At 69.8% G+C, this 26937-nt stretch carries 26 protein-coding genes and 1 pseudogene; 14 read left to right on the top strand and 13 right to left on the bottom strand.

Features of this window, described 5'->3' with window-relative positions; translation table 11 throughout:
• From HCA58_RS20660 to HCA58_RS20670, 3 genes and pseudogenes are all read left to right on the top strand, one after another.
• Nucleotides 1–297, top strand: a pseudogene (locus HCA58_RS20660) (IS1380 family transposase); the annotation flags it as partial.
• Between the two features lie 786 nt (nucleotides 298–1083).
• Nucleotides 1084–1668, top strand: coding sequence for a transposase family protein (locus HCA58_RS20665; protein WP_346776062.1), 585 nt, complete (start codon nucleotides 1084–1086; stop codon nucleotides 1666–1668).
• A gap of 251 nt (nucleotides 1669–1919) precedes the next feature.
• Entirely contained in the window at nucleotides 1920–2213 is a 294-nt protein-coding gene (locus tag HCA58_RS20670; RefSeq protein ID WP_169599494.1) for a hypothetical protein, read from the top strand.
• 81 nt (nucleotides 2214–2294) lie between these two features.
• On the opposite strand, the gene HCA58_RS20675 is transcribed toward HCA58_RS20670, so the two are convergent.
• The 4 genes from HCA58_RS20675 to HCA58_RS20690 form a co-directional block, all read right to left on the bottom strand.
• Nucleotides 2295–5330: an AAA family ATPase gene (locus tag HCA58_RS20675; protein ID WP_205809251.1), complete on the bottom strand. Its 3036-nt coding sequence runs from the start codon at nucleotides 5328–5330 to the stop codon at nucleotides 2295–2297.
• 109 nt (nucleotides 5331–5439) lie between these two features.
• Nucleotides 5440–6717 (bottom strand): MFS transporter, encoded by a 1278-nt coding sequence (locus HCA58_RS20680; protein ID WP_205809253.1) that lies wholly within the window; start codon nucleotides 6715–6717, stop codon nucleotides 5440–5442.
• Between the two features lie 56 nt (nucleotides 6718–6773).
• Nucleotides 6774–7355: an ATP-dependent Clp protease proteolytic subunit gene (locus HCA58_RS20685; protein ID WP_169599496.1), complete on the bottom strand. Its 582-nt coding sequence runs from the start codon at nucleotides 7353–7355 to the stop codon at nucleotides 6774–6776.
• Between the two features lie 172 nt (nucleotides 7356–7527).
• The gene (locus HCA58_RS20690; RefSeq protein ID WP_169599497.1) at nucleotides 7528–8088 is read right to left on the bottom strand and encodes a helix-turn-helix transcriptional regulator; all 561 of its coding nucleotides are present in this window, start codon (nucleotides 8086–8088) and stop codon (nucleotides 7528–7530) included.
• Nucleotides 8089–8248: 160 nt separating this feature from the next.
• On the opposite strand from HCA58_RS20690, the gene HCA58_RS20695 reads away from it, so the two are divergent.
• Nucleotides 8249–9262 carry a potassium channel family protein gene (locus HCA58_RS20695; protein WP_169599498.1) on the top strand — a complete coding sequence of 338 codons (1014 nt, stop codon included), beginning with the start codon at nucleotides 8249–8251 and terminating at the stop codon, nucleotides 9260–9262.
• A gap of 61 nt (nucleotides 9263–9323) precedes the next feature.
• Here HCA58_RS20695 and HCA58_RS20700 read toward each other — a convergent pair whose 3' ends face one another.
• Nucleotides 9324–10361: a 2-oxoacid:ferredoxin oxidoreductase subunit beta gene (locus tag HCA58_RS20700; protein ID WP_169599499.1), complete on the bottom strand. Its 1038-nt coding sequence runs from the start codon at nucleotides 10359–10361 to the stop codon at nucleotides 9324–9326.
• Nucleotides 10354–12201 carry a 2-oxoacid:acceptor oxidoreductase subunit alpha gene (locus tag HCA58_RS20705; RefSeq protein WP_169599500.1) on the bottom strand — a complete coding sequence of 616 codons (1848 nt, stop codon included), beginning with the start codon at nucleotides 12199–12201 and terminating at the stop codon, nucleotides 10354–10356. The genes HCA58_RS20700 and HCA58_RS20705 overlap by 8 nt, the downstream gene beginning before the upstream one ends.
• Before the next feature lie 382 nt (nucleotides 12202–12583).
• On the opposite strand from HCA58_RS20705, the gene ndhC reads away from it, so the two are divergent.
• The gene (ndhC, locus tag HCA58_RS20710) at nucleotides 12584–12961 is read left to right on the top strand and encodes an NADH-quinone oxidoreductase subunit A (protein WP_169599501.1); all 378 of its coding nucleotides are present in this window, start codon (nucleotides 12584–12586) and stop codon (nucleotides 12959–12961) included.
• 22 nt (nucleotides 12962–12983) lie between these two features.
• Here the strand turns inward: ndhC and folP are convergent, their stop codons facing one another.
• Nucleotides 12984–13853 carry a dihydropteroate synthase gene (gene folP / locus HCA58_RS20715; RefSeq protein ID WP_169599502.1) on the bottom strand — a complete coding sequence of 290 codons (870 nt, stop codon included), beginning with the start codon at nucleotides 13851–13853 and terminating at the stop codon, nucleotides 12984–12986.
• 132 nt (nucleotides 13854–13985) lie between these two features.
• Between folP and HCA58_RS23690 the strand changes: the two genes are divergently transcribed.
• From HCA58_RS23690 to HCA58_RS20735, 4 genes are all read left to right on the top strand, one after another.
• Complete coding sequence (locus HCA58_RS23690; RefSeq protein WP_240956533.1) at nucleotides 13986–14540, top strand: DivIVA domain-containing protein; 555 nt, start codon at nucleotides 13986–13988, stop codon at nucleotides 14538–14540.
• On the top strand, nucleotides 14537–15034 hold the full coding sequence (locus HCA58_RS20725; RefSeq protein WP_169599503.1) for an SRPBCC family protein: 498 nt from the start codon (nucleotides 14537–14539) through the stop codon (nucleotides 15032–15034). Before HCA58_RS23690 ends, HCA58_RS20725 begins: the two co-directional genes overlap by 4 nt.
• A gap of 133 nt (nucleotides 15035–15167) precedes the next feature.
• Nucleotides 15168–15758 (top strand): DNA-3-methyladenine glycosylase I, encoded by a 591-nt coding sequence (locus tag HCA58_RS20730; RefSeq protein WP_169599504.1) that lies wholly within the window; start codon nucleotides 15168–15170, stop codon nucleotides 15756–15758.
• Nucleotides 15759–15763: 5 nt separating this feature from the next.
• Nucleotides 15764–16387 carry a hypothetical protein gene (locus HCA58_RS20735; protein WP_169599505.1) on the top strand — a complete coding sequence of 208 codons (624 nt, stop codon included), beginning with the start codon at nucleotides 15764–15766 and terminating at the stop codon, nucleotides 16385–16387.
• 29 nt (nucleotides 16388–16416) lie between these two features.
• On the opposite strand, the gene HCA58_RS20740 is transcribed toward HCA58_RS20735, so the two are convergent.
• Complete coding sequence (locus tag HCA58_RS20740; RefSeq protein ID WP_169599506.1) at nucleotides 16417–17208, bottom strand: enoyl-CoA hydratase-related protein; 792 nt, start codon at nucleotides 17206–17208, stop codon at nucleotides 16417–16419.
• Nucleotides 17205–18029 (bottom strand): PaaX family transcriptional regulator C-terminal domain-containing protein, encoded by an 825-nt coding sequence (locus HCA58_RS20745; protein WP_169599507.1) that lies wholly within the window; start codon nucleotides 18027–18029, stop codon nucleotides 17205–17207. Before HCA58_RS20745 ends, HCA58_RS20740 begins: the two co-directional genes overlap by 4 nt.
• A gap of 190 nt (nucleotides 18030–18219) precedes the next feature.
• On the opposite strand from HCA58_RS20745, the gene HCA58_RS20750 reads away from it, so the two are divergent.
• The gene (locus HCA58_RS20750; protein WP_013283866.1) at nucleotides 18220–18387 is read left to right on the top strand and encodes a DUF3117 domain-containing protein; all 168 of its coding nucleotides are present in this window, start codon (nucleotides 18220–18222) and stop codon (nucleotides 18385–18387) included.
• Between the two features lie 148 nt (nucleotides 18388–18535).
• Complete coding sequence (locus HCA58_RS20755; protein ID WP_169599508.1) at nucleotides 18536–20002, top strand: leucyl aminopeptidase family protein; 1467 nt, start codon at nucleotides 18536–18538, stop codon at nucleotides 20000–20002.
• A gap of 60 nt (nucleotides 20003–20062) precedes the next feature.
• On the opposite strand, the gene HCA58_RS20760 is transcribed toward HCA58_RS20755, so the two are convergent.
• Nucleotides 20063–20737, bottom strand: a complete 675-nt coding sequence (locus HCA58_RS20760; RefSeq protein WP_240956534.1) for an O-methyltransferase — start codon at nucleotides 20735–20737, stop codon at nucleotides 20063–20065.
• A gap of 170 nt (nucleotides 20738–20907) precedes the next feature.
• Here HCA58_RS20760 and HCA58_RS20765 point away from each other — a divergent pair, with 170 nt between their 5' ends.
• A complete protein-coding gene (locus HCA58_RS20765) occupies nucleotides 20908–22242 on the top strand; it encodes a trypsin-like peptidase domain-containing protein (protein WP_346776063.1) in 1335 nt (444 codons plus the stop codon).
• 71 nt (nucleotides 22243–22313) lie between these two features.
• A complete protein-coding gene (locus HCA58_RS20770) occupies nucleotides 22314–22733 on the top strand; it encodes a preprotein translocase subunit TatB (RefSeq protein WP_169599510.1) in 420 nt (139 codons plus the stop codon).
• Nucleotides 22734–22773: 40 nt separating this feature from the next.
• On the opposite strand, the gene HCA58_RS20775 is transcribed toward HCA58_RS20770, so the two are convergent.
• The 3 genes from HCA58_RS20775 to HCA58_RS20785 form a co-directional block, all read right to left on the bottom strand.
• On the bottom strand, nucleotides 22774–23922 hold the full coding sequence (locus HCA58_RS20775; RefSeq protein WP_169599511.1) for a P-loop NTPase: 1149 nt from the start codon (nucleotides 23920–23922) through the stop codon (nucleotides 22774–22776).
• Between the two features lie 71 nt (nucleotides 23923–23993).
• Nucleotides 23994–24617 (bottom strand): DUF1003 domain-containing protein, encoded by a 624-nt coding sequence (locus HCA58_RS20780; RefSeq protein ID WP_169599512.1) that lies wholly within the window; start codon nucleotides 24615–24617, stop codon nucleotides 23994–23996.
• Nucleotides 24610–25920: a CBS domain-containing protein gene (locus HCA58_RS20785; protein WP_169599513.1), complete on the bottom strand. Its 1311-nt coding sequence runs from the start codon at nucleotides 25918–25920 to the stop codon at nucleotides 24610–24612. Before HCA58_RS20785 ends, HCA58_RS20780 begins: the two co-directional genes overlap by 8 nt.
• A 126-nt stretch (nucleotides 25921–26046) precedes the next feature.
• Between HCA58_RS20785 and HCA58_RS20790 the strand changes: the two genes are divergently transcribed.
• The gene (locus HCA58_RS20790; protein ID WP_169599514.1) at nucleotides 26047–26916 is read left to right on the top strand and encodes a PhzF family phenazine biosynthesis protein; all 870 of its coding nucleotides are present in this window, start codon (nucleotides 26047–26049) and stop codon (nucleotides 26914–26916) included.
• Nucleotides 26917–26937 lie beyond the last annotated feature (21 nt).

A 26937-nucleotide genomic window follows, 5' to 3' on the forward strand; every position in this document is an offset into this window, starting at 1 on the left:
CGGTCACTGTTCACCGGCGTGTACGCGCCCTCGACGCTCGGTTCGTTCCTGCGCACCTTCACCCACGGCCATGTACGGCAGTTGCAGGCCGCCGCCCGCGACACTCTGGTCGGCCTCGCCGGCCGGACACCGATCCTGGCCGGCGCGGACACCCTGTGCTTTGTGGACATCGACTCGATGCTGCGCCGGGTCTACGGCAAGCAGAAGCAGGGCATCGGGTTCGGTCACGCCAAGGTCGGCGGCTACAACGTCTGGCTGCGCGGCTACAACAGGTTCCGCGATAGTCGAGTATGTTGACGGCGCAACGCGCGGTGACGCCACTCCGCGCCTTCCTGATCCTGCTGTTCGCGATCCTGGTGCTGTTCCAGTCACGGCCTACCCGCATCGATCGGCCAGGTCACCGACACAATGGCAACACCATCGATCCGTTCCCATGTTCGACGGGACCCGCCGGGGGCACGTCACAGAACTGCAAACGCGCAACCTGACCGGTCGATCGCTGATCGTGGAAGCCAGCTTCGCGTTCGAGTAGACGATCAAGGATGCCCCGGCCGAGCGGCCGGGGCATCGGACGTTGGCTCGATGCACGAGCGCCGAACGCGCCGGGATCGCGGCATGTCCGTACACTCGATCTTGGGCAGAATGACGTCCCCACAAGTCCGGCGCGAAGTTGACGGTCGCCGTCCGGCTCGGGCAGAAGCTTTCGGACAGCCGGCGCCGGGCCGTCGTCGAGCAGGCCGAATGCCTTGCCGCACAGCGCTCGGCCACCCTCGCCGTGCCGAAGGACCCGGAGGGCCATTCAAAACTAAGTCGACACTCCTGGATGTCGCGGTGGGTGAGGTTCGTGGGTGGCCGCGACCCGGGTCGACTGTCCGGAGTTGACGTAGCGGCCGGGATCCTGTAGATCAGCTTTGTGTGGAAGTTGATCGAGGGCCAGCCGCTGCGCTGTGAAAGTATGACAGGACTCCCGACCGACCGGCTCGCTGCCTGATCGGCCGGGTCCGCGAGATCGCCGGCGATGAGTGGGAGAAGCCGCCGGTCGGGCGTCCGCACGTGTTGCCGCTGCCCACGACCGTGATCGCGGTGCTGTTTGGACTCCGGCACAACCAGCCCGACGAGACCGTGGCCGAGGTGTTCGGCTGCTCACAGGCCACGATCACCCGCTCCCACCAGATCCTGCAGCCGGTCCTGCGCTGGGTCACCCGCCCCGAGGTCAACCAGCGACTGGAGCAGACCCGCCGCGAAGGCGTCCCGGTCGACGGGTTCGTCGCCCCGGTCGACGAACGCGAGGCCTACCACGGCCTGTTCTCCGGCAAGAAACACGTGTGCGGACAGAACGTCCAGGTCATCGCCAACCTCGACGGCCGCGTCGCCGACGTCGGCGATCCGGTCGACGGCGCCCGCCACGACGCCGCGGCGTTCCACATCTCCGGCATCACGCAACGCTGGGCAGACCACCTCGCACCTGGCGGACCAGGCATGATCGGCGACGGCGGCCACCAAGGCACCGGCCCGACCACCCCGCACAGGAAACCACCCGGTGGAGAGCTGACCGCCACGCAGAAGGCCTACAACTACAGCGTCAACCGACTCCCGCCGCCGTCGAACGCGCCATCAGCCACCCGAAGAACTGGAAGATCCTCAAGACCGGCTACCACCAGATCATGACCGATTTCCCCGACGTACTACGCACCGTCACCGCCCTAGAGATCTTCAGAACCACCGCACCGAGTTTTGAATGACCCTCCGGGGCTGTGCGGCGTAGGGCTTTCGCAGGTGGTGATGCCGGCCAGGCGGAGCAGGCTGATCGCGGTGTTGCGCAGGGTGGCCATGACGCGGGGTGCGTTGCCGGTGCGCAGGCGGCTGGCGTCTTCGGCGGAGGTGGTGTCGCGGATGTGGTGCAGGATCTAGATGGCCCAGTGTCCGCGTTCCTCTACCGCGCACGGACGCCCGGGGACGCGGTGCTGATCGGTGAGCTGCGAGATTTGGCGCAGTCTCGGGGCGCCCGGTTGCATCTGCTGACCGGGCGTACCACCGAGGGCAGCCAGCCGTTCAGCCCGGAGAACCTGCGTGGTCTGGTGCCGGACATCGCCGAGCGCGACGTCTACCTGTGCGGCCCGGCCGCGATGGCGGCCACTGCCGAGCGCAGTCTGCGCGCGTTGCGGGTACCTGCCCGTCATCGGCACGTCGAGGCGTTTCGCTTGGGCGTGTGATGCCGGGAGCAGTGGCGGGCCGAACGACGTGCCTCCGGCGGGAAGCACTTCGGCGCGGGAGGGCCTGCCGGGCCGCGCGGTTCACGGAAGGTGTTCGAGTAGGTGCGCGGTACGACGGTTGATGAGCGCGAAGCCGAACCGTTCGGTGGTCGCCTTGGCATCGGTCGCGTGAGCGCGAGCCTGATCGGGGTCGGAGTCGGCGAGCAGTTCGGCATAGGCGAGTTGGGTTCGGGCAACGAACAGCGGTGCACGGAGCCGGCGGTTGACGGTGAGGGCGAGTTCGTAGGCAGCGGCGGCATCGGCGGTGCGGTCGAGGGCCGCGAGCGCGAGACCGAGACCGTAGGCGATGGAACCTTCTGTGGTGGCGCCCGTGCTGGCGACCTGTTCCCGCCAACGATCGAGGATCGGCACGAGCCGGGCGGCCAGGGTGGGAAGGGTCAGTTTGTGACAGACCTCGGCCCACAGCAGCAGGGTCGTCGACCAGAATTGGGGCGCGCCGCCGGGCGAGACATCGGGGGAGTCGGTGAGCGTCCGGGCATCCTGTTCGCGGCCGAGTTCGCACCACACGTAGGCGAGGGCGGCTCGGAAGACCTGCAACGTGGGGTTCTCTGCGAGGAGCCGCTCCAGGGCCTCGGCCACCTCGGCGAGGCGGTCCTGGGCCCGGCGGATCTGGAAGAGCTGGCCGGCATAGCCGAAGTACGCCTCTGGCTGTCCGGTCGCGACACCGACCTGGAAGGCGTCGTGTGCGGCGGCGTCAGCGGCTTCGAGGTCGCCGTCCAGGAAGAAGTGGATCGACAGTGTCTGGGCGTTGGTCCAGCGGACGAAGGGCTCCGGGCTGCGTTCGGCGAACGAGTTCCGGATGTGCTTTTCCCGGTCCATCGTGTCGCGATCACCACGTTCGAGGGCGATTTCGTGGTGGGACATCGAAAGCATGCCGCGCAGGCGCGCGTCGCCGGCACGGTCCGCGGCGGCGACACCTTCGCGCAGCAGCTGCTCACGGCGGTCGAGCGCGTCCAGGGTACGCAGTGCGCTTTCGGCGAGACGCACGACGTGCGCGAGGATGTGGTCCTCGCCCGCCTCGCGGGCGAGGTCCAGTGCGCGGGTGGCAGCTTCCTCGACCTGCTCCTCGGGGCCGGCGTGGACTTCGATGGCGAGGATCGCGTGGAGCAGCGCACTGTCGGCCGTACGGGGCTCTGCTGCGATCGCCTGCCGCAGGGTCTGGACTCGTTCGTCGTCGATGGCGCCGAACTGACTGACATCGCCGCGGTTGTTGGCGAGCGCCGCCCGGACGAGCAGGTCGTCATGGTGCAGGTCGATGGCGAGTCGGGCGGCCTCCAGCAGTGTCCTGCGGTGGGCGGGGTCGCCGACCTGCCGCTGGGCGGTTCCCAGGCCGGTGAGGGTTTCACACCGCTGCCTGGTGTGGCCGACGGGAAGGAGATCGAGGGTCTGGTTGTACCAGGTGACTGCCTCGTCGGGCGCGAGGTGGGACAACGCGTGGTCGCCAGCCTGCTGGGTGTAGAAGGCGGCTTTGGTTCGATTGTGTGGGGGGACGGCGTGGATCCAGTGGTAGGCGATCTCGCCGGCCCGCTCGCCTGAGTCGTCGGCGAGGCGTTCCAGCGCCACCGCGACCGCCTGGTGGACGAACGCACGGGCGGTCGGGTTCAGCTCCGTGTACAGCGTGCGGGCGACGATGGCGTGGGTGAACGCGAACCGCCCGGCGGTATCGGTGACGAGTGCGTTGTCCACCGCCGGAGCGAGGCGTTCGTAGGTGTGAAACGGATCTTCACCGAGCAGCTCCGCGAGTAGGCCGAGTTCGAAGTCCCGACCGATGACCGACGCGGTGTCGAGCGCCTTGCGGGTGTCGGCCCCGAGCCGTTGGACGCGGCGACCCACCACCTCGCGCACGCTGACGGGCAGACCTCGGGCCTGCGGGTAGGACGGTGTCGACCACCGGCCGTCGTCCTGCTGGGTGATGGCGCCGGTCTCGGCGAGATGGCGGAGGATCTCGGTGATGAAGAACGGGTTGCCTTCCGTCTCGGCACGTAACGCGTCGCGTAGCGTAAGTCCGTCGTCATCCATCTCGTGGCCGGCGACGGTCTCCAGGAGGCCGAGTACTTCGCTGTCATCGAGACCCTGCAACGTCAACCGGGTCGTGCCCGGCTCGCGATGCGACGCCGACAGCAGGCCATTCAACGGATGCGAGTCGTCGACGTCGGGCTCCCGGAAGGTCGCGATCACCAGCGCCGGCGTCGCCAGGGCACGCTCGACGAGGTGTCGCAGGAGAGCAAGCGTCTGCACGTCCGCCCAGTGCAGGTCGTCGAGCACGAGGATCGTCGGCCTGCCGCGCTGCGAGACGGCGTCCAGTACGTCGATCACCGAGCAGTAGAGCGCGTACCGCGCCGAGTCCGATTCCAGGTCCATCGCGCCGGCACCACCCTGCAGCGGTGCGAGCGAGTCGTCGCGACCGTCGAAGATGTCGGGGAAGACCTGGGCGAGGCTCGCCAGCACTTCCCGCCAGGGCTGGTACGGGATCGACAACTCCTCGTCACAACGTCCGTAGAGCACCACCGCGTCGCGGTGCGCCGAGGCCGCGAAGATTGAGCACAACGCTGTCTTGCCGATTCCTGCCTCGCCGCTCAGCAGCACCACCCGCCGCTGGCGTAGCGCTGTCACTTCCTTCCACACATCCGCCAGTACGGCGCGTTCGTGCTTGCGGCCTGCGAACCCCAGACCCGAAGGTGCGGCCAGCCGGTCAGGTAGGTGGGGCTCACTGCCTGCTCCCGGCGGCACCGTGTCGGCGGGCTGCGTGAGCGTCCCGACGAACTGGTAGCCGCGGCGGTAGGCGGTGCGGATGAGCCGCTGTTGTCTACCGGCGTCGCCGATCGCCAGACGGATGCTCCGGAGCACCGTGGTGACCGCCGCCTCGCTGACGAAGCGATCGCCCCACACCGAGTCGAGAAGTTCCTCTTTGGACACGACTCGATCGCGGTGTGAGATCAGGTAGTGGAGTACGTCGAACGCCCGGGGCTCCAGCGGGATACGTGCACCGGCTCGTCGGAGCTCGTAACGGGAGGTGTCAAGCTCGAATCCGTCGAAGCGGTACGAAACTCCTCCCACCTCACGGATGCTAGCACTCGGGAGTGCGGTGACTACGGCCCGACGGATGCGACGACGTCTCTGAACGCACCGTTGTCGTACCTGAGCCGGACAGGGTGTGCACGACGGGTCAACGGATGCCACGGATGCCGAGCATGAGCAGGCCCGCGACCACTGCGCTCAGCGAGCCGAACACGAAAAGCGCCGGGTAGCCACCGAGCCAGGTGATCACCGCGCCGGCCACCGCGCCCGAGAGCAGCTGGGGCAGGCCGGTGGCCACCTGCAGGATGCCGAGGTCACGGCCCTCACTTCCGGCGTCCGGCAGCACCAGGGACATCACTGCCAGGTCGATGGCGAAGTAGGTGCCGATCGAGGCTCCCAGGCACACGGAGTAGACGAGCATCCCGGTCCAGGTGGGCATCGCAAGGGGAATCATCATCGAGGCGGCGACACCGAGGGCACTGACCCCGACGAAGAGCTTTCGGCGGTCCAACCGGTCGGCGACCCACCCCGCGAGATTGGCGACCACCACCCAGACCACGATGCTCAACGTCAGCAGGGTGCTCACGGCCGACCCGACGTCGGCGTCCGGCACGTTGGCGGTGCCGATGTAGTCCTGCAGCGTGTAGAAGGTGTAGCCACTGACCACGAAGTAGGCCGCGAAAAGCATGAAGCGGCTGGCGAATGCCAACCGGAAGTCCGGGGTGCCGAAGGCGGCGAAGAACGACCGGAACCATTGCCGCCCACCTTCCCGCCTTCGTGCCGCTGTCGGCAGGTTGCGCGCTGATCCCTCGCGTGCGCCGACCAGCAGCAGCGCGGTGGTGACCACCAGAGCCGCGGCGATGACGGCGTAGGCGGACAGCTGGTTGACCCGACTGGCCACCTGGACACCGAAGACGACACCGACCGGTGTCCCCATACCGATGACCGCCGACGCGAGGCCGCGGCGGTCCTCGGGAACGCGGTCCGGCAGGATCGCCGAAATGGCGCCCGAGTAGAAGTTCGCCGCGAACCACAGCGCCACTGTGGTCACCATCAGCCCCGGCAGACTGTCGGCGAGCCCCATGAGGATGCAGCAGACGGCCGAGACCACAGCAGCCGCGGCGATCCACGGTGTCCGGCGCCCGTACCGGGAGCGGGTGCGGTCGGAGACTGCGCCGCCGGCCGGAATGGCCACCATCGACGCCACGGCAGCGAGGGTGGTGAGCAGAGCTAGGTTGCCGACCTTCGACGCCGGGTCCACCGCCTCCACCTGGGCCGGAAGGATCACCGCCGATATTCCGTTGAACAGGGCGTACATCGCCGCCGTGGCCGGGAGCAGTAGCGCGAGGAGCCGGCCGACCGGTGGTCGTACCGCCGGCTCTCCGCCGGTGGTGGTCGACCCGTGAGCGGAACGTACGTTTGTCACGAGGCCTCCGGTACGAGGGCGATCAGACGGGAGTCTGTCGTACGTCTGCGGAGCTGTCAGGGTAGTTGATTGGCGGTCGTGACGACCTGGTCGACGAGGCCGTAGTCCCGGGCCTCTGCGGCGGTGAACCAGCGGTCCCGGTCCCAGTCGCGCTGAATCTCGGCCAGTGTGCGACCACTGTGATGGGCGATCAACTCCTGCATCGTCCGTTTGACGTGCAGCATGTTCTCGGCCTGGATGGTGATGTCGGAGGCGGTACCGCCCATGCCGCCCGAGGGCTGGTGCATCAGGATCCGGGTGTGTGGGAGCACGTAACGCTTGCCCGCTGCCCCGGCGCAGAGCAGGAACTGACCCATCGAGCCGGCGAGCCCGAGGGCTAACGTCGCCACATCGTTGCGGACGAAGCGCATGGTGTCGTAGACCGCCATACCGGCGCTCACCGAGCCACCGGGTGAGTTGATGTAGAGGGTGATGTCCCGCTCGGAGTCCTCGGCGGCGAGCAGCAGGATCTGGGCGCAGATCCGGTTGGCGATCTCGTCGTTGACCTCGCTGCCCAGGAAGACGATTCGCTCCCGCAGCAACCGGTCGTACACCTGGTCACCGAAGCCACGCTGGCTGTCGTCGAGCATCCTGATCATGATCGTCCTCCACCTGCCGGCGGCGACGTCTGGCGCCCGGGGACCGGCAGCTCCAGCTTGTCGGTCACTGCCCGTACCCACCTAGCCGTTCTGCCCCGGGCAGATCCGCCCACGGCAGAACGGCCGCCCGGCTCGCCGGCTCGGGACCGTCCCGGCCCGCCGCGGCACGACCTCAGCGCGACGTCAGAGTGACATGATCATTTCTTTGCGACATCAGGGCCTGGGGATGACGGAGTCCCACTGCGTCGCCAGCCTGACGACTGCCGACGACACCGCCGGCGATCGAAGCCCTTCGGACGCATCGCCAACGCGCCCTGCCGGTGGGTGACCAGTCGCGGACGGTTGGACCGTTGCCAGCCGGCTCGGCGGTCAGATCAGAGCCGAAGCCGAAGGCGACGGGGTGTGCAGAGCCGTCGCTGACGCCGCTGGTTGGCGTGGCCGACCAATCGCCGGTACGGGCGACGGGAACATGACCGGGGCCGGTGGTGGGCAGCCGGCGTTCCACCCGCCGAAGCTCGTCGCGGACCTCCTCCAACAGGTCCGACAGGTGTAGACCGAGTGCTCGACAGATTGCCGCGAGCACCTCGGAGGACGCCTCCTTGCGCCCGCGTTCCACCTCGGACAGGTATGGCACGGAGACGCCGGCGGCGTGGGCGACCTCCCGGAGGGTACGACGCTGGCGCTGGCGCTCGCGGCGCAGCACCGCGCCGATCACCCGTCTGAGCAACGACATGCCGGCCTCACTCTCGCCGTTCCTGCCTCGACCGTCCCATCATGCCCGTCCGCCGCCCCGCTCGCCGTACCGTGTCCATTGACGCCACCCCGCCGTGCGGCTCGCGGATCAGCGGCTATGTTGTGGACGTGCAGGCGAGAGAAGCGGGGCAGGACCTCCGGTGATTCACTTTCCGGCGCAGCGGCGGGGTCCGCTCAGCGCGTTGAGCCTGCGGCTGGCCGCCGCGATCGGGCTGGTGCTCGCCGTGGTGGCGGTGGTCTACCTCGAACGGGAGCAGTACCGCGACAACAACGGCGATGGTCTGACGCTGCTGGACTGCTTCTACTACGCGGTCGTCTCCCTGTCGACCACCGGCTACGGCGACATCGTGCCGATGACCCAGCAGGCCCGACTGGTCAACATCGTGTTCGTCACCCCGGCCCGGGTGCTGTTCCTGATCATTCTGGTTGGTACCACGCTCGAGGTCCTGACCGAGCAGTATCGGACCGGCCGTCGCCTGCACCGGTGGGAGAGAAAAGTGAAGGACCACGTCATCATCTGCGGCTACGGCACCAAGGGGCGCAGCGCCATCTCCGCCCTGATGGAGAACGGGCTGGACAAGTCCCGGATCGTGGTGGTGGAGCGGGCCGGCCCGGCCCTGCGCCAGGCCACGTCGAACGGACTTGTCGCCATCGAGGGTTCGGCGACCCGATCGTCCGTGCTCAACCAGGCACATGTGCGCACCGCCAAGGCGGTGATCATCGCGACCGACAGTGACGACGCGTCGGTACTCGTGGCGCTGACCGTACGCCAGCTCACCGCCGGCCAGGTACGGATCATCGCGGCGGCCCGGGAGGCGGAGAACGCCCCACTGCTGAAGCAGAGCGGGGCCCACCACGTGATCGTGTCCTCGGCCACGGCCGGCCGGCTGTTGGGCCTGTCGACGTCGGCCCCACCCTTGATCGACGTGGTGGAGGATCTGCTCACCCCTGGGCAGGGCATGGCGCTGGCGATGCGCTCCGCCGAGCGGAGTGAGGTCGGCAAGTCGCCTCGCGAGTTGGACACGCTCGTCATCGCGTTGGTCCGGCGCGGCAAGGTGGTCACCCTGGCTGACCGGGCAGGTGCGGTCATCGAGACCGGGGACATGCTCGTGCACGTACGCGACGACCGTCCCAGCGCCAACACCCTGCCCTGAGAACCGGCCGACCGGGCCGCCCCGAAGGGAACGGCCCGGTCGTCGTGGTAGCCGGAACGGCTCAGCCGACGATGGTCCAGGTGTCGCCACCGTTCAACAGCCCGGCCAACTGCTGCTCCGGGGTCTCGCTGACGGTCGCCTTGGCGTCGGCCAGCTGCCCCTGCACCACGCTGTCGTACGACGGCCGGCACACGGAGCGGAACACGCCGATCGGAGTGTTCCGCAGGTCGAAGCCGGGCAGTCGGGACAGCGCGAACGCGTACGCGGGGTCGTCGACCGTGGCGTCGTGGACGACGATCTCCTCGGCTGGGGTGGAGGCTGTTTCGCGTACCTCGAGGCCGAAGCCGCCGGGTGGGTGTACGACGCAGAACTGCCCGTCCTTGCCGAACGTGATTGGTTGGCCGTGTTCCAGCCGGATCAGGTGGTCGTCGCGGGTGCTCGGCTCCTTGAGTTGCTCGAACGCACCGTCGTTGAAGATGTTGCAGTTCTGGTAGATCTCGACGAAGGCGGAGCCGGAGTGTTCAGCGGCGGCGCGTAGCACCGACTGCAGGTGCTTGCGGTCGGAGTCGATCGTCCGGCCGACGAAGGTGGCTTCCGCGCCGAGCGCCAACGACAGCGGGTTGAACGGCGCGTCGGCCGAACCGGCAGGCGTCGACTTCGTGATCTTGCCTACCTCGGAGGTGGGGGAGTACTGCCCCTTGGTCAGCCCGTAGATCTGGTTGTTGAACAGCAGGATCTTCAGGTCGACGTTGCGGCGAAGCGCGTGGATCAGGTGGTTGCCGCCGATGGAGAGAGCATCGCCGTCACCGGTCACCACCCACACCGACAGGTCTGGCCGGGAGACCGACAGCCCGGTGGCGATCGCCGGCGCACGCCCATGGATCGAGTGCATCCCGTAGGTGTTCATGTAGTACGGGAAACGCGACGAGCAGCCGATCCCGGAGACGAAGACGATGTTCTCCCGGGGGATGTTCAGCTCCGGCATGAACTGCTGGACGGCGGCGAGGATCGCGTAGTCGCCGCAGCCGGGGCACCAGCGCACCTCCTGGTCGGACTTGAAGTCCTTGGCGGTGAGTTTGAGGGCGACGGGCTCAGACATTCTTCAGGACCTCTTCCAGCATCGTCTCCAGCTCGGCGGCGGTGAACGGCAGACCGCGGACCTGGTTGTAGCCGATGGCGTCGACCAGGTAGCGACCCCGGATCACGTGGGCCAGCTGGCCGAGGTTCATCTCAGGGATGACCACCCGATCGTAGGAGCGCAGTACCGCACCGAGGTTGGCCGGCATCGGGGCGAGGTGCCGCAGGTGTGCCTGCGCGACAGGGAGGCCGCGCTGGCGCAGGGCACGGCAGGCGGCACCGATCGGGCCGTACGTGGAGCCCCAACCGAGCACCAGCACCCGGGCGTCGCCGTCCGGGTCCTCCACCTCCACGTCGGGCACCGGGATGGTCTCGATGCGGGCCGCTCGGGTCCGCACCATGAAGTCGTGGTTCGCCGGATCGTACGAGATGTCGCCGGTCCTGTCGGCCTTCTCTAGGCCGCCGATGCGGTGTTCGAGACCGGGGGTGCCCGGTACCGCCCACGGCCGGGCCAGGGTCTGCGGATCGCGCAGGTAGGGCAGGAAGGTGGTGCCGTCCTCGCCGTTCGGCGTGGTGGCGAACTCGACCCGGAGGTCGGGCAGGGAGTCGACCTCGGGTAGCAGCCACGGCTCGGAGCCGTTGGCGACGTAGTTGTCCGACAGCAGGATGACCGGGGTGCGGTAGGTGAGAGCGATGCGTGCCGCCTCCAGGGCGGCGTGGAAGCAGTCGGACGGTGACTTGGGAGCGATCACCGCCACCGGTGCCTCGCCGTGCCGACCGAACAGCGCCATGTTCAGGTCGGCCTGCTCGGTCTTGGTAGGCATACCGGTCGACGGTCCGGCCCGCTGCACGTCCACGATCACCAGCGGCAGTTCCAGGGCCACGGCCAGGGAGATGGTTTCGCCCTTGAGTGCCACGCCCGGGCCGCTGGTGGTGGTGATGCCGAGCGCACCGCCGTACGAAGCGCCCAACGCCGCACCGATCGCGGCGATCTCGTCCTCGGCCTGCATGGTGGTGACACCGAGCCGCTTGTGCCTGCTCAGCTCGTGCAGGATGTCCGAGGCCGGCGTGATCGGGTAGGCGCCGAGAAAGACCGGCAGGCCGGAGCGGACACCCGCAGCGACGAGGCCGAGCGACAACGCCGTGTTGCCGGTGATGTTGCGGTAGGTGCCCGGCGGCATCTTGGCCGGTTTCACTTCGTACCGGACGGCGAAGTCCTCGGTGGTCTCGCCGAAGTTCCAGCCGGCCTTGAACGCGGCGACGTTCGCCGCGACCAGTTCGGGCCGCTTGGCGAACTTGCGTTCCAGGAACCGCAGGGTCGATTCGTGCGGCCGGGAGTACATCCAGCTGAGCAGGCCGAGAGCGAACATGTTCTTGGCCCGTTCGGCGTCCTTCTTGGACACGTCCAGCTCGGCCAGCGCCCCGATCGTCATGGACGTCAGCGCGACCGGGTGCACGGCGTACCCGTCGAGGGTGTCGTCGTCGAGGGGGCTGCTGGCGTAGCCGACCTTGGCCAGGTTCCGACGGGTGAACTCGTCGGTGTTGACGATGATGTCGGCGCCCCGGGGCAGATCGGTGAGGTTCGCCTTCAGCGCCGCCGGGTTCATCGCGACGAGCACGTTCGGCGCGTCGCCCGGGGTGAGGATGTCGTAGTCGGCGAAGTGCACCTGGAAACTCGACACGCCGGGCAGGGTGCCGGCGGGAGCGCGGATCTCGGCGGGGAAGTTGGGCAGCGTGGAGATGTCGTTGCCCAGTTGCGCGGTCTCCGAGGTGAACCGGTCCCCGGTCAACTGCATGCCGTCGCCGGAGTCACCGGCGAACCGGATGACCACCCGTTCGAGCTGGCGGACCTGCTTGGTCACGGCCGCACCTCGCTTCGCCGCGCGCCGTGGCGCGGCTGGCTGAACTGGATGGTGACCTCGCCTTGCCCGGCCACGGGACCTCCTTGACGCGCCGCTGCACCGGCCGTCCGCGAACGTCCGGCCCGCCTGTCCTTCCTCACCGAGAGCCTACGTCGGATCGAGGCCGAGTCCTGCCAGGAGGTCCGCCGAATGGGATCCGAACGTGAGGGAATTTGCGGTTACTTGCGGTGTTTCGCCAGGGTAGCCGTAATCCATATCACCGCACCTCCCGGCCGGGTCGGTCTCGGTGCACCCCGACCGTCCCGTGCCGACCCCGCAGCGGGTACGCGGTGAAGCTCAGGACGTGACCAACCCGGGGCGTGGGGCGGTAGGCTGACCGACCGTGACCGGTTACCTGGGCTCGTACGCGACGCTCGGGCTTCTGCTGCTCGCCGGAGTGCTCTTCCTCGTCGTCGCGTTCACCGCCAATCGGGTGCTACGCCCCGCCCGCCCAGCCGATCCACCCGGCAAGCGCGCCGGCTACGAGTGCGGCCTCGACCCGGTCGGCGGCGACTGGGCGCAGATGAAGATCCGCTACTACGTCTACGCGTACCTCTACGTGTTGTTCGCGGTCGAGGCGGTCTTCCTCTTCCCCTGGGCGGTGGTCTTCGACCGGCCCGGGTTCGGGCTCGTCACCGTGGTGGAGATGGCGATCTTCGTGGGTGTCCTGGCGCTCGGCCTGCTCTACGCATGGCGGCGCGACATCCTCCGCTGGACCTGACCGGTGCGGAGCCGGTCACCGTTCAGGCCAGGCCGCGACGGCTGAGCCTGGGCGGGCGATCGCCGCGGACGGCCGCGACCATGTCGAGTACCCGACGGGTGGGACGGACCTGGTGGGCGCGGAACACCCGGGCGCCCAACCACGCGGAGACCGCCGTCGCGGCGAGCGTCCCTTCCAGCCGTTCGGCAACGGGGAGGTCCAACGTCTCACCGATGAAATCCTTGTTCGACAGGGCCACCAGCAGCGGCCAACCCGTCGCGGTCAGCTCGCCCAACCGCCGGGTGATCTCCAGCGAGTGGCGGGTGTTCTTGCCGAAGTCGTGTGCCGGGTCGATGAGGATCCCGTCGGGGCGTACGCCCAGCGAGACCGCCCGGTCGGCGAGCCCGGTCACTGTCGCGACCACATCCGCCACCACGTCGTCGAAGGCCGCACGATGTGGCCTGGTCCGCGGGCTGAGACCGCCCGCGTGCGAGCAGACCAGCCCGACCCCGGTCCGCGCGGCAACCCGGGCCAGCGCCGGATCCGCCCCCGACCAGGTGTCGTTGAGCAGGTCGGCGCCGGCCGCCACGGCCTCCACCGCCACCTCGGCGCGCCAGGTGTCGATGGAGATGACGACCTCGGGGAAGGCGGCACGTACCGCGGCGATGATGTCCACCGTGCGACCGATCTCCTCGGCGACGTCGACCTCGGTGCCCGGCCCGGCTTTCACCCCGCCGATGTCGACGATCTCCGCGCCCTCGTCCACCGCCTGTTCCACCGCCCGCAGCGCACTGTCGGCCTGGAAGGTCGCCCCCCGGTCGAAGAACGAGTCCGGGGTCCGGTTCACGATCGCCATGACCACCAGGTCGCCGGGCCCGAACCGCCGAGCCCCGAGCTGCAACATTCCGGCCACGTCACCTCCCACATCGCCGTACGCCGTCGACCGGTCACACCGCCGGCACGTCGACGCTATCCGGTCGCCCTGTCCGGTGCGCCGCGCCGGGTGGGGGTCGCCCCGGCCCCGCCGGCGTGCCACGATCAGCACATGGGTCAGCTTCTGCTCCTGCTGGTCGTGGCGGTCACCGTCGCGGCGGTCGTGTTCGGCGTGACGGTGCTGGTGACCGGTCGGGATCCCGGCTTGGCCCCGGTCGAGGCGGACGGGCGGGCGGTGCCGCTGCCCGGTGACCGTCCGCTGCGCGAGTCGGACGTCGGCGAGGTGCGCTTCGACACCGCGCTGCGTGGGTACCGGATGGCCCAGGTCGATCAGGCGATGCGGCGGGCGGCGTACGACATCGGGTACAAGGCTGAGTTGATCGGGGTGCTGGAGGCGGAGGTGACGGCCCTGCGGGACGGACGGACTGCTGACGCCGATGCGCTCCGGCGGGCCCGAGATCAGGCGGCGAAGGTGAACCTCGTAGCGGCGTCGTCCGCCGACGCCCCGACCGCCGACGCCCCGACGAGCGACCGGAGGACGGCCGGTCCGCCCGCCTCCGACGGCGGAGACACCTCCGGCGCCGGGCCGGCTCCGACCGCTGAGATGGACGCCGAAGGGACCGCAACTGCCGGCCGCGATGCGGCGATCCGATCGGAGTCGGCGTGAGCGGGGCGGACGACACCGACGACCTCCGGGAAGCGGCCCAACCCGGTGCTGGTGAGGTCACTGCCACGGTGATCGTCAACGCGTCCGCCGACAAGGTCTTCGCGGCGTTGCTGGCGTGGGAACGGCAGTCCGAGTGGATCCCGTTCACCGCGGTGCGGGTGGTTGAGGGTGACGGCGGCGAGGGGAGTCTGGTCGAGGCGGTCACCACTGTCGGGCCGGCTTCGCTGCGCGACATGATGCGGGTGGTCCGGGTCGACGCACCGTACGAGATCGGGGTGGTGCATTGCGGCACGCTGTTGCGTGGCCCGGGTGTGCTGCGTTGCACCCCGCTGGAGAGTGGCCGCAGTCAGGTGGTCTGGCACGAGTGGTTCCACCTGCCGGGTGGCCCGGCCGGGCGGTTCGCCTGGCCGTTGCTCTGGCCCGGCTCCAAGTTCAGCCTCACCCAGGCCCTGCGACGCTTCGCCCGTCAGGTCGAGCAGGGCCGCCTGCCCTGAGCCGTTCGTGCCCGGCGCACGCACCTCCCGGTCCGCCATGTCGACCGGGAGCGGGAACTGTGGTCGACAGGTGAACGCCGGGTCAGCGAGGCGCTGACGAGACGATGATCCGGAAACCGTTAGCCTGGGAGCCGTGACGGGACTGGTTGTCGGCGAGGACGGGCGGGTCCGGTGCGGATGGGGGGTCAGCACCCCCGACTACGTGGCCTACCACGACACCGAGTGGGGCCGCCCGTTGCACGGTGACGACGCCCTCTACGAGCGGATGACGCTCGAGGCGTTCCAGTCCGGGCTGTCCTGGCTGACCATCCTGCGTAAGCGGACGGCTTTCCGGGCGGCCTTCGCCGGGTTCCGGATCGACACGGTGGCCGGCTACGGTGAGGCGGACGTGACCCGGCTGCTCGCCGACGCCGGCATCGTCCGGAACCGGGCCAAGATCGAGGCTGCGATCACGAACGCCCGAGCCGCCCAGGAACTCCCGGCCGGTCTGTCGGAGCTGCTCTGGTCATTCGCCCCGCCTCCCGGTCGGGCCCGACCGGACTCCGCCGCCGCCGTACCGGCGCTCACCGACGCCTCCACGGCCATGGCCAAGGCGCTGAAGAAGCGTGGCTTCCGGTTCGTCGGCCCGACCACCGCCTACGCGCTGATGCAGGCTACCGGAATGGTCGACGACCACCTGGCGGGCTGCCACGTCGTGACCCCCGCGCCCTCCGTGATGAGATGAAGGGCATGACGACCGACACCGCACACCGGGTGCACGGGGCGAGCCAGGCGGACGGCACGGGCGCCTGGGCGGTGCTCCTGCCCGCCGGCCGGTACGACGCCGAGCGGCTCGTCCACCATGAGACGCTTGAGCTGACCGGGCTCGACGGGCCCGCCTTGCCCCGCCCCGGTGACCAGGTGGCGGTGCTGGCAGACGAGCCACCCCGGCTGGTGGCGGTGGGTCGGGTCGTCGGCCCCGTCGCCCGCCGCCCCGAGGATCCGGACGACCCGCAGTCCGACGATGTTTCCGACGCACTCGTGGTCGCGTACACCCGGCGGGCCTTCGACGAGCCGGTGCCGGCCGACGCGCTGCTGCTCACTGGGCCGGTCACCGCGCTCGACCGGGCGACCTTCCGCGAGCTCGTCGACCGACTCGGCCCGGCACCGCAGCGCCGCACCTGGCTGGTCAGCCTGGACCTGCCGATCGAGGCCGACTCGCCGGCGGAGGCGGTCCGGTTGTTCTGGGCGTACGTGCAGGAACTCGGTCCCCGGGAGTTGCCGGCCTTCGTCTCACCCGCCGGCGACGAGCTGGCCATGCAGGCGTTCGTGCTGGGCGCGGAGGCGAACCAGGATCCGGAAGAGGACGACTGACGGTCCCGCCGGTCGGCCAGGGGGCCGGCTCAACGGCCCTCGAAGGCCGGCTTCTGCTTGTTGACGAAGGCCATGGTGGCGGCGCGGTGGTCCGTGGTGGCGCCGCAGATGGCCTGTGCCTGCGCCTCGGCGGCCAGCGCGTCGGCCAGGGTACCGGCATCGGCCACCGAGAGTTGACGTTTGATCGCCCCGTAGGCGACTGTCGGTCCGGTGGCGAGCCGGGCGGCCAACTCCTGCGCGGTGGGCAGTACCTGCTCGTCGTCGTCGGTCATCCGGGTGAGCAGGCCGAGCTGCCGGGCCTGCTCGGCGCGCACCGGCTCGGCCAGCATCAGTAGTTCGACGGCCTTGGCGTGGCCGACGAGCCGGGGCAACGTCCACGAGGCGCCGGTGTCGGCGGCCAGCCCGACCTTGGCGAACGCCATCAGGAAGCTGGTGGATGGTCCACCGATACGGATGTCGGCCAGGAAGGCCAGCGAGGCCCCGGCCCCGGCTGCCATACCCCGGACGGCGGCCACCACCGGCTTCGGCAGGCTGGCCAGCCGGGCGGCGATCGGGTTGTAGTGCGCCCGGACGGTGTCCAGCGGCTTGCCGTCGCCTGTCTGGAGGGTGTCGACGTGCTCCCGGAGATCCTGCCCGGCACAGAACGACGTGCCGGCCCCGGTCAGCACCACGGCCCGGCAGTCACGGTCGGACTCCAGCTCGGCCAGAGTGTCCCGCAGCGCTTCCTTGAGCGCCACGTCGAGCGAGTTCATCGCGTTCGGGCGGTTCAGGGTGAGGGTGACGACGGCGTCGGTGCGGTCGACGAGCAGTGGCTCGGTCACGTCTGGCGACCCTTCTGTCGGGCTAACCGGTGTCCACCGTCGAGGCACTGCTCGACGTACCGGTCGGCGGCCGGCCGGAGCCGGGCCGCGTGGCGGTCGAAGAAGCTGGCTGCGGCGATGCCGGGCCAGCGTTCGGGTAGCAGCGCCGGTGGCAGCTGCGGATCCCGGAACAGGAACGTACGCCACGCGTGCACCAGCCGGAACCGGGCGGCGTACGACTCCTCGTCGCCGCTGCGCGCGGTGACGCCGGTCAGCAGCGTCCGCTGTTCGGTGACGAAGTCTTCGTACGCCTGGCCGATCTCGGCGAGGTCCCAGGCCCGGCGGACCAGGCCCATCGCGCCCGGCGTGCCGGCGGTGTGCGCGGCGCTGAACCGTTCGAAGCGTACGCCCGCCTCGCTGAGCAGCAGGTCGACGTCCTCGGCTGGGCGGGTGGCCACCCAGGTCTGCTCGTCCAACGTGCCGTAGCCGAGGTACCGGAGGTTGGCGGCCAGACGCTGGCGGTCCCGACGTGCGCTCGGCGCGTCGAGTACCAGCAGGTCGAAGCGGCCGTCCCAGGTGACCCGACCGGTGCGGTAGATCCGGGAAGCGGCCTCGTCCAGCCTCCGGGCGGCCTTCGCTGTGATCGAATATCCGGGTCCGGAGGTCAACTTGATCGGTTCGAGCCAGTTCTGACGCACCATCCGGGAGACCGCCGTGCGTACGGCCGGTGGCGCGATCCCCAGCGGCGCCAGTAGCTTGACCAGCGCGGCAACGGGTGCGCGCCCACCTCGTGGCCGGAGGTGGTCGCCGTACAGGTCGAAGAGTGCCGACCGTGCCTGCATGACCGCACATTGTGACAGGCCTTCTAAGGATAAGCTAGATGCTGTTACATCAATGCTGCTTCGGTTTGGGTCCGGAGGTGTTCATCAGGGAAAATCGTCGGTCGACACCCACGTGCAAGTTGCGGGTGGTCATGGCGAAGTGGCTGTGGGGCAACCCACCGACCCTGGTGTAGGTCTGAGGGGAGACAACATGGCGGCGATGAAGCCGCGGACGGGCGACGGTCCGCTGGAAGTCACCAAGGAGGGCCGGGGCATCGTCATGCGGGTCCCGCTGGAGGGTGGTGGCCGGCTCGTCGTCGAGATGACTCCCGACGAGGCGACTGCTCTCGGTGACGCGCTGAAGGCGGCCGCCGGCTGAGTGAGGTCGTTGCGTCGGCGACCCTCGCCGCCGCGGGTAGTTCGTCTGGTTCCTGGCTCTGGGCCATCGGTTCACCGGTGGCTCAGAGCCGTCACGCCTTCGCGCGACCGATCCACCGCGCGTCCGTCTGCAGGAGGTACGGCTCCGCGTGCTCGCCATCCGTCTGACCGCCGAGCCGGAACGGCTCGACACTCTGATCCTGCCCGTGCGGCCCGGCGCCGCCGACGACGCGTGGGCCGAGTCGGTGCCGACTGCGGTGGCCCTCCCTGACGGGATCGCCGACGAGGTGGCGGTGCTGATCCCGGCGGCTCGGTCGCGGGGTCGGGCCGGTGACGTGCACACGCAGGTGCGGCCCGGTGGTGTCCCACGTCGGCTGCTGCTGCTCGGGATCGGCGGGGCGGACGAGGCGGCCTGGCGGACGAGTGGCGCAGCGCTGGTCCGTGCCGTGAAAAGTGAGACTCATGTCACAATAGCCCTGCCGGTGGGGGTCGCACCGGCAGCGGTGCGGGGCCTGATCGAAGGGCTGCTGCTGGGCTCGTACCGGTTCCGGCTCGGTGCGCAGACCGACCCGCCCACGCTCACCGACGTCGACCTGGCGGTCACCGACCCCGAGGCGTACGAGCAGGCAGTGAACGTGGCGCGGATCACCGCCCGGATGACCAGACTGGCCCGGGACCTGACCAACATGCCCGCGTCGGTGAAGAACCCACGGTGGTTCGCCGGTCAGGTCGCCGAGGCCGTTGCCGACCTGCCCGGGGTCACGCTGCGGGTCCGCGAGCCTGCACAACTGGCCGCCGAGGGCTTCGGCGGCATCCTCGCCGTCGGAGGCGGCTCGGCAAGTGGCCCACGCCTGGTCGAACTGGACTGGCATCCCGCAGATGCCCGCACCCACGTGGTCCTGGTGGGCAAGGGCATCACCTTCGACACCGGCGGCATCTCGATCAAGCCGGTTCCGGCGATGAAGCTGATGCGCAAGGACATGGCCGGCGCCGCCGCCGTCGTGGCGGCCACCCTCGGCGCCGCCGCGTTGGGCCTGCCGGTCCGGGTGACCACGCTAGCCCCGCTGGCCGAGAACATGGTCAGTGGGGCCGCATTCCGACCCGGCGACATCGTCCGGCACTACGGCGGCCTGACCAGCGAGACGACGAACTCGGACGCCGAGGGCCGGTTGGTGCTCGCCGACGCACTGGCGTACGCCGTCGCGGAACTCAACCCTGACCTGCTCGTCGACCTGGCCACGCTGACCGGTGCCAACGCGGTGGCGCTCGGCACCCGCACCGGGGCGCTCTACAGCGACAACGACCAGCTCGCCGAGGATCTGCTGGCGGCGATCAGGTCAGCGGGCGAGTCGGCCTGGCGGATGCCGTTGCCCACCGACTACGTCGAGCACCTCGGCAGCGACCTGGCCGACCTGTACAGCGCGCCCACGCAGGGCGGCGGATCGGTGCTGGCCGCGCTCTACCTACGGGAGTTCACCGGCGACCTGGCCGACCGCTGGCTGCACATCGACATGTCCGCACCCTCCTGGTGCGACCGCGACGACGCGGAGCTGACCCGCGGCGCGACCGGCTGGGGCGTACGCGGGCTGCTGCGCTGGCTGGCGGCGCTGGACTGAGCCGGGCCGGCCCACGGGTTGGTCGGCTTCCTACGCCCGCCGGTCGGTGCGAGTGCCGAGTCAGCAGCGCACCGCAGCCAGCAGCCCGTGACCGACCGGCAACAGTGCTGGAATCCAGTGCTCCGACTCACGGATGGCCTTCACCGTCTCGCGCACCATCACCGTCTCCATGTCACGGGCGGCCGGGTCGCCGATCCGGCCGCCCGCCAGCGCTCCGTTGAGCACGAGCACCCCACCCGGCCTCAGCAGTCGCAACGCCGCGTCCACGCAGGCGGTGAAGCCGGTCACCTCGGCGTCGACGAAAACCAGGTCGTACGCACCGTCGGCGAGCCGGGGCAGAACGTCAAGCGCCCGGCCGGTGATGATCCGGGTCCGCCCGGCGACGAAACCGGCCTCGGCGAAGATGCGTCGGGCGATCCGTTGATGCTCGACCTCCACGTCGATGGTGGTGAGCACCCCGTCGGCCCGCATACCGCGTAGCAGCCACACCCCGCTGACACCGGTGCCGGTGCCGATCTCGACCACCGCACGGGCACTCCCGGCAGCGGCGAGCAGGCGCAACGCGGCACCAGCGCCTGCGGTGACCGCGTCCAGGCCTACCTCACGGGCAAGGCTGCGGGCGGTCCGCAGGACGGGGTCCTCGGTGACGTAGGACTCGGCGAACTGCAGGGCCGGGTTCGTCGAACTGCCGGAACCGGCGACCGTGGCGATGGGGCACCTCCGGGCGACGAGCATGATGCGCAGGGCTGTTGGGCACTGTGACTCTAGAGGCGGCCAGCTCTGAGCGCATCCGGGCATCCACCCGCGGTGACAACCGCTGACCCCGTACCGCGTATCCGTGCAATCCTGGAAGCGGTATCCGTCGCCCGCCTCGGACCGCGGACGCGAGGATGCCGGGGACGGGAGTGGGAGGGCACCGAGTGACCGACGGCTGGAACTGGCGCCAGCCCGGTGCGAGCGGAACACCGGCCGGGCAGTCGGCGACCGGGCATCCGCCAGCCGGTGGGCCGGCGACATCGCAGGACAGCGGCGGTGCCGCGTCGCCGTGGTGGTCAGACGCGCTCGCCGATCCGTGGCGGGATCCGCTCGCACCGGCGGCGGTGGTGCTGCCCGTGGCCCCGGTGGCCGGCAGCGAGCCGGAGCCGGTCGTCGATCCCGATGCGGCGGGCCGGCCCAAACTTCAGCAGTTGCTGCTCATCTCGCTGGTGACGGCCCTGCTCGCCGGGGCCCTCGGTGGTGCGCTCGGCTACGCGTTCGCGATTCGGGGTGGTGCCGGCGGGACGGTACTGGGTGCTGTCCCCGGTGCGGCACCCACGCTCGCCCAACGCCCACCGGAGTCGCTGGCGGGTGTCGCCGAACGAGTACTGCCGAGCGTCGTCACCGTGCGGGTCGCCGGTCTCGGAGGCACCAGTGAGGGGTCGGGGTTCATCGCCAGCGCCGACGGACATGTGATCACGAACGACCACGTGGTGGCCGGCGGCACCGGGAAGGCGTCGGTCATCTTCAACGACGGCAGCTCGGCCGCCGCGACGGTGGTAGGGCAGGACGCGGAGTCCGACATCGCAGTGATCAAGGTCTCGCGCACCGGGTTACGCCCGGTCGAGTTCGGTGACTCCGACGCCCTGGCCGTCGGCGACCCGGTGTTGGCGATGGGCTCTCCTCTGTCACTGGCGAACACGGTCACCGCGGGCATCGTCAGCGCCCTGGACCGGACGATGCATGCCGGCGAGCCGGGCGGGCCGACGCGCTACTACGCCGCTATCCAGACCGACGCTGCGGTCAACCACGGAAACTCGGGCGGCCCGCTGGTCGATGCGGCGGGGCGGGTGATCGGGGTCAACTCCACGATCAAGTCTCTGGTGGCCGAGGGCCAGGAGGCAGGAAACATCGGTCTTGCCTTCGCCATCCCGATCAACCAGGCGAAACGGATCACCCAGGACATCATCGGCACCGGAAAGGCCCGTCGCACGGTTATCGGCGCCCAGGTCGGCGGGCCCGGTTCAAACACCAACGGTGCCGGGGTACGCCTCGCGACCGTCGAGGCGTCGGGTCCGGCCGCTGGCGCCGGACTGCGCGCCGGTGACGTGATACTCAAGCTCAACGGCCGACCGATGACCGAGCCGACCGATCTGATCGCTCTGGTGCGCAAGTACGCGCCCGGCTCGGTGGTGACCGTCGAGTACCGCCGTGGATCGACCCGGCAGAACGCCTCGGTCACCCTCGCTGCGGACGCGAAGTGACCTCTCACCCGCTTCTGGCAGCGGCACTGACGTGCGTACTCTGGCTGCGGTAGCCGGGGAAGGGGCCGAGAGTGTTCGAGAACCTGAACGTGTGGGAGGTCGGAGCGCTGCTGCTGCTGGCGCTGCTGATCTTCGGCGACCGGTTGCCGGTGGTGATAAGTGACGGGCTGCGGATGGTGCGCAACCTGCGCAACATGGCCCGCAGCGCCACCACCGACCTGAGCAAGGAACTGGGGACCGACATCCAGCTGGAGGACCTGCACCCCAAGGCGTTCATCCGCAAGCACCTGATCAGCGAGGAGGACGAGCAGGCGATCCGGAAACCGCTCCAGGGTGTCTACGACGGCCTTCGGGCGGATGTCACCGGCGTGCACGACGAGCTCAGGGACGTCGCGAAGGTCGCCGATCCGCGCCGGCCCGACCCCGCCCCGCAAGGCCCCACCAACCCGGCACCGGCTCCCCGCATCGTCGACTACGACGACGTCACCTGACTGCCGGCACGGCCGCCGGCCGGCGTCCCACCCCTACGGCTCAGCGCCCGCTCGGCTTGAGGCCGAGCGGCTTACCGAGCAGGGACTCACGGCGCAGCGCGAGCCGGTCAGCCACCTGTCCGAGCGCCTTCGCCGCAGGGGAGTCCGGTTCGGTGACGACGATCGGATTGCCCTCGTCGCCCGCCTCCCGTACCCGGGTGTCCAGCGGCACCTGACCCAGCAGCGGCACCTGCGCGCCGATCGTCTGGGTGAGTGAATCCGCCACGGTCCGACCGCCGCCAGCTCCGAAGATCTCCATCCGGGAACCGTCGGGCAGCTCCAGCCAGGACATGTTCTCGATCACACCGACCACCCGCTGGTGGGTCTGCAGGGCGATCGCTCCGGCCCGTTCGGCCACCTCCGCCGCAGCGGCCTGAGGGGTGGTGACCACCAGGATCTCGGCGTTCGGCAGCAGCTGGGCCAGGGAGATCGCCACGTCGCCGGTGCCCGGGGGCAGGTCGAGCAGGAGGACATCGAGATCGCCCCAGTAGACGTCGGCGAGGAACTGCTGAAGCGCGCGGTGCAGCATCGGGCCGCGCCAGACCACGGCGGCGTTGCCGGCGGTGAACATCCCGATCGAGATGACCTTCACTCCGTGTGCCTGCGGCGGCATGATCATGTCTTCGACCCGAGTGGGGCGGCCGTCCGCACCGAGCATCCGTGGCACCGAGTGCCCGTAGATGTCGGCGTCCACCACACCGACGGACAGGCCCCGGGCAGCCAGTGCGGCGGCCAGGTTGACCGTCACGCTGGACTTGCCGACGCCGCCTTTGCCACTCGCCACGGCGTACACCCGGGTGCGGGAGCCGGGCTGGGCGAACGGGATCACCGGCTCCTCGGTCGCCCCGCCGCCGCGCAGCTTCGACTGGAGTTCCTGACGCTGCTCGGGGCTCATCACACCGAACTCGATCTCGACCCCGGTGACGCCGGTGACCGCGCCAACGGCTGCGGTGATGTCCGTTCGCAGCTTGTCCTTGAGCGGGCAACCGGCCACGGTCAGCAGCAACTCGACCCGCACGACACCGTCCCCGCCGACCTCGGCGGAACGCACCATGCCGAGTTCGGTGATCGGCCGGCGGATCTCCGGGTCGTTGACGGTGGCCAGGGCGGCCATGACGGCGTCGTTGACGGTGCTGACGGGAGCTGACATGCCCGCAATGCTACGTCGGTACCCGGGCGCCGACGGTGTCGGCAACGGCGTTGTGAGCGAGACGATCAGCTCTACGGGTGGCGGGAGGACGCAGTGTCGTGACGACCGTCACCCGGCTGGTCGCCGTCGACTTCGTCGCGGGGCTCATCCAGCCCGTCGACACTGGCACGCGCGGGCTGGTCGTCCCGGTGCCGGCGCTCCAGCCGCTGCCGCCGCTGTGCTGCCTCGTCCATCTCCTCGGCGAGTCGGGTCAGCTCAGAGCGGACGAAATCGCGGGTGGCCACCTCGCCGAGCGCGATCCGCAGCGCCGCGATCTCCCGGGCCAGGTACTCCGTGTCGGCCTTCTGCATGGTCGCCCGGCGCCGGTCCTCCTCCATCCCCACCCGGTCCCGGTCGGCCTGACGGTTCTGCGCCAGCAGGATCAAAGGTGCCGCGTACGAGGCCTGGATGGAGAGCACCAGGGTGAGGAAGGTGAAGGTGTACGGGTCGAAGCGCATTCCCGCCGGGGCGAGAGTGTTCCACAGGAACCATGCGCTGATCACCAGCGTCATGTAGACGATGAAGTTCGCCGTGCCCATGCCACGCGCGATTCCCTCGGCCCAGCGGCCGAACGTCTCCTGATCCACTCGTGGCAGCTTGAACCCCCGAGGCTCGCGCGGCAGGTCCAGCCGCTCCGCGCGCCGTTGCTCAGTCATGGCCACCGTCCGTCACTAAATCCGGAACGGGCGAGGCCGTGCCACCGTTCGACATGCCGTTCGGCACCGCGTCCCGGTCCCGCCAGTCCCGCGGCAGCAAGTGATCCAGCACGTCGTCGACGGTCACGGCGCCCACCAGCCGGTTGTTCCGGTCGATCACCGGCATGGCCACCAGATCGTAGGTGGCCATCCGGCGGGTGATCTCCGGCAGTGGGGTGGTGGGGCGCAGCGGATCGATGTCGTTGACCACCACCCCGCCGAGCAGATCGGCGGGAGGTTCGCGGAGCAGCCGCTGGAAGTGCACCATGCCCAGGTAGCGTCCGGTGGGTGTGGCCATCGGCGCCCGGGCCACGAACACCTGTGCGGCCACCGCCGGAGATAGCTGGGGCTCCCTGATCCGGGCCAGCGCCTCCGCCACCGTCGCGTCCGGGGGCAGAATGACCGGCTCGGAAGTCATCACACTGCCCGCGGTACCCGGCGTGTACTTCAACAACTGTCGCACCGAGTCGGCCTCGTCGGGCTCCATCAGATCGAGCAGGACGTCCTGTTCCGGCGGCGGTAGCTCGCCGAGCAGGTCGGCGGCGTCGTCCGGGTCCATCTCCTCCAGGATGTCGGCGGCCCGCTCGCGGTCCAGCGCGGCAAGAATCTCCACCTGGTCGTGCTCGGGTAGCTCACTGAGCACGTCGGCAAGCCGTTGATCGTCCAGAGCCGCTGCGACCTCGTTACGCCGGCCGTCGGGTAGGTCCTGTAGGGCGTTGGCCAGATCCGCCGGACGCATGTCCTCCAGGACGGCGAGCAGGTTGGCGGTACCCCGGGTCTCCGCCACACCACTGAGCCCACGTACCTGATTCCACTCGACCTGGTGCAGGTGCCCCCGGCGAGCCAACCGGCCGGTCTGCTCGCGGACCGCGACCCGGGTCAGCGACCACTCGCCGACACGGCTGCACTCCATCGCCACGTCGACCACCGAGGCCGCCCGGCTCTCCGGTGCGACCTGCACCCGGCGGTCCAGCAGTTCCTGGAGGACCAGCAGCTCGTTCGGGCGCTTCTCGAACCGTCGCAGGTTCAACGTGCCGCTGCCCAGCACGACGGCGTCAGCGTCGATCGAGGTGATCCGGTTGATGGAGAGGAAGATCCGTCGACGCATCGGCATCTCGGCGACCAGACCGACGACCTCGGGCGGCCGTTGGCTCACGCGCAGTCGGGCCACCGCGTCGCGTACCCGACCCACCTGGTCGCCGTTCGGGTCGAAGACGGCGACTCCGGCGAGTCGGGCGATGTACACCCGGTTCGGCGTGCTCACGGGCACCAGCCTAGGGGGTGTGCCGACGCGCCGGCCCGAGTCGTGACGAGCCTCCGGCAACGGTCGGGCGGCGGGTAGACGGGCCATGACCCCGGCATACGCTTCGAGGGCCTAGTGTCTATCAACATGTCGACCTTGGCTTACGAGATCGTGGACGTCTTCACCGACCGTCCGTACGCCGGGAACCCGCTCGCGGTGGTCTTCGGTGCCGACGGGCTGGCGACCGACCAGATGCAGGCTCTGGCGCGAGAGTTCAACCTCTCGGAGACGGTCTTCGTGCTGCCCGCCACCCAGGCCGGGGCCACCTACCGGGCCCGGATTTTCACTCCGGTCGATGAGTTGCCGTTCGCCGGTCACCCGAGTGTCGGCGCCGCGGTCACCGCCGCCCGCCGTGGCCTGTTCCCGGCAGGGCAGGTCAACCAGGAGTGCGGCGCCGGAGTACTGCCGATCGAGGTGCGTGACGGCGTCGCCACCCTGACCGGTGGGACGCCCACCCTCGGGCCCGAACTGGAGCCGGAGCCGCTGCTGGAGATGGTCGGGCTCGGCGCCGAGGACCACCTCGGTCCGGCGCCCCGGGTCGCCGGCTGCGGTCTGGAGTTCCCGTTCCTGCCGGTACGCCCCGACGCCCTCGCCCGGGCCCAGGTCAATCCGGTAGCGGCCGGGAAGTATGGCATCGAGCATGTAAGCGTCTTCTCCTGGAACTCCGCCACCCAAACCGTGCACGCGCGGGTGTTCGTCCCCGGTCTCGGTGTACCCGAGGATCCGGCGACCGGTTCGGCTGCGCTCGGTCTCGGGGTGTGGCTGGTCGCCAGCGGTTCGTTGCCCGGCGAGGGGCGGTCGGCGTACACCGTCCGGCAGGGAGTCGAGATGGGGCGACCGTCCTCGCTGGCCTGCACCGTGACCGCCGCCGGTGGTGTGGCGGTGGGTACGAGCGTCGCAGGTCAGGTACTGCCGGTGGCGCGAGGGGAGATCCTCGTCCCGCCGTTCGTCGGCTGACGGCCGACGTGGACCGGCCCG

This window comes from Micromonospora sp. HNM0581, from assembly GCF_012726175.1.
In the GTDB taxonomy this organism is placed as follows: domain Bacteria; phylum Actinomycetota; class Actinomycetes; order Mycobacteriales; family Micromonosporaceae; genus Micromonospora.

Bases quoted from the DNA above. Each gene is read 5' to 3' on its own strand.
- HCA58_RS20685 (WP_169599496.1), bottom strand. From the start codon at position 7,355: ATGATCAGGATGCTCGACGACAGCCAGCGTGGCTTCGGTGACCAGGTG.
- HCA58_RS20690 (WP_169599497.1), bottom strand. From the start codon at position 8,088: ATGTCGTTGCTCAGACGGGTGATCGGCGCGGTGCTGCGCCGCGAGCGC.
- HCA58_RS20700 (WP_169599499.1), bottom strand. From the start codon at position 10,361: ATGTCTGAGCCCGTCGCCCTCAAACTCACCGCCAAGGACTTCAAGTCC.
- HCA58_RS23690 (WP_240956533.1), top strand. From the start codon at position 13,986: ATGGGTCAGCTTCTGCTCCTGCTGGTCGTGGCGGTCACCGTCGCGGCG.
- HCA58_RS20735 (WP_169599505.1), top strand. From the start codon at position 15,764: ATGACGACCGACACCGCACACCGGGTGCACGGGGCGAGCCAGGCGGAC.
- HCA58_RS20745 (WP_169599507.1), bottom strand. From the start codon at position 18,029: ATGCAGGCACGGTCGGCACTCTTCGACCTGTACGGCGACCACCTCCGG.
- HCA58_RS20750 (WP_013283866.1), top strand. From the start codon at position 18,220: ATGGCGGCGATGAAGCCGCGGACGGGCGACGGTCCGCTGGAAGTCACC.
- HCA58_RS20760 (WP_240956534.1), bottom strand. From the start codon at position 20,737: ATGCTCGTCGCCCGGAGGTGCCCCATCGCCACGGTCGCCGGTTCCGGC.
- HCA58_RS20775 (WP_169599511.1), bottom strand. From the start codon at position 23,922: ATGTCAGCTCCCGTCAGCACCGTCAACGACGCCGTCATGGCCGCCCTG.
- HCA58_RS20780 (WP_169599512.1), bottom strand. From the start codon at position 24,617: ATGACTGAGCAACGGCGCGCGGAGCGGCTGGACCTGCCGCGCGAGCCT.
- HCA58_RS20790 (WP_169599514.1), top strand. From the start codon at position 26,047: ATGTCGACCTTGGCTTACGAGATCGTGGACGTCTTCACCGACCGTCCG.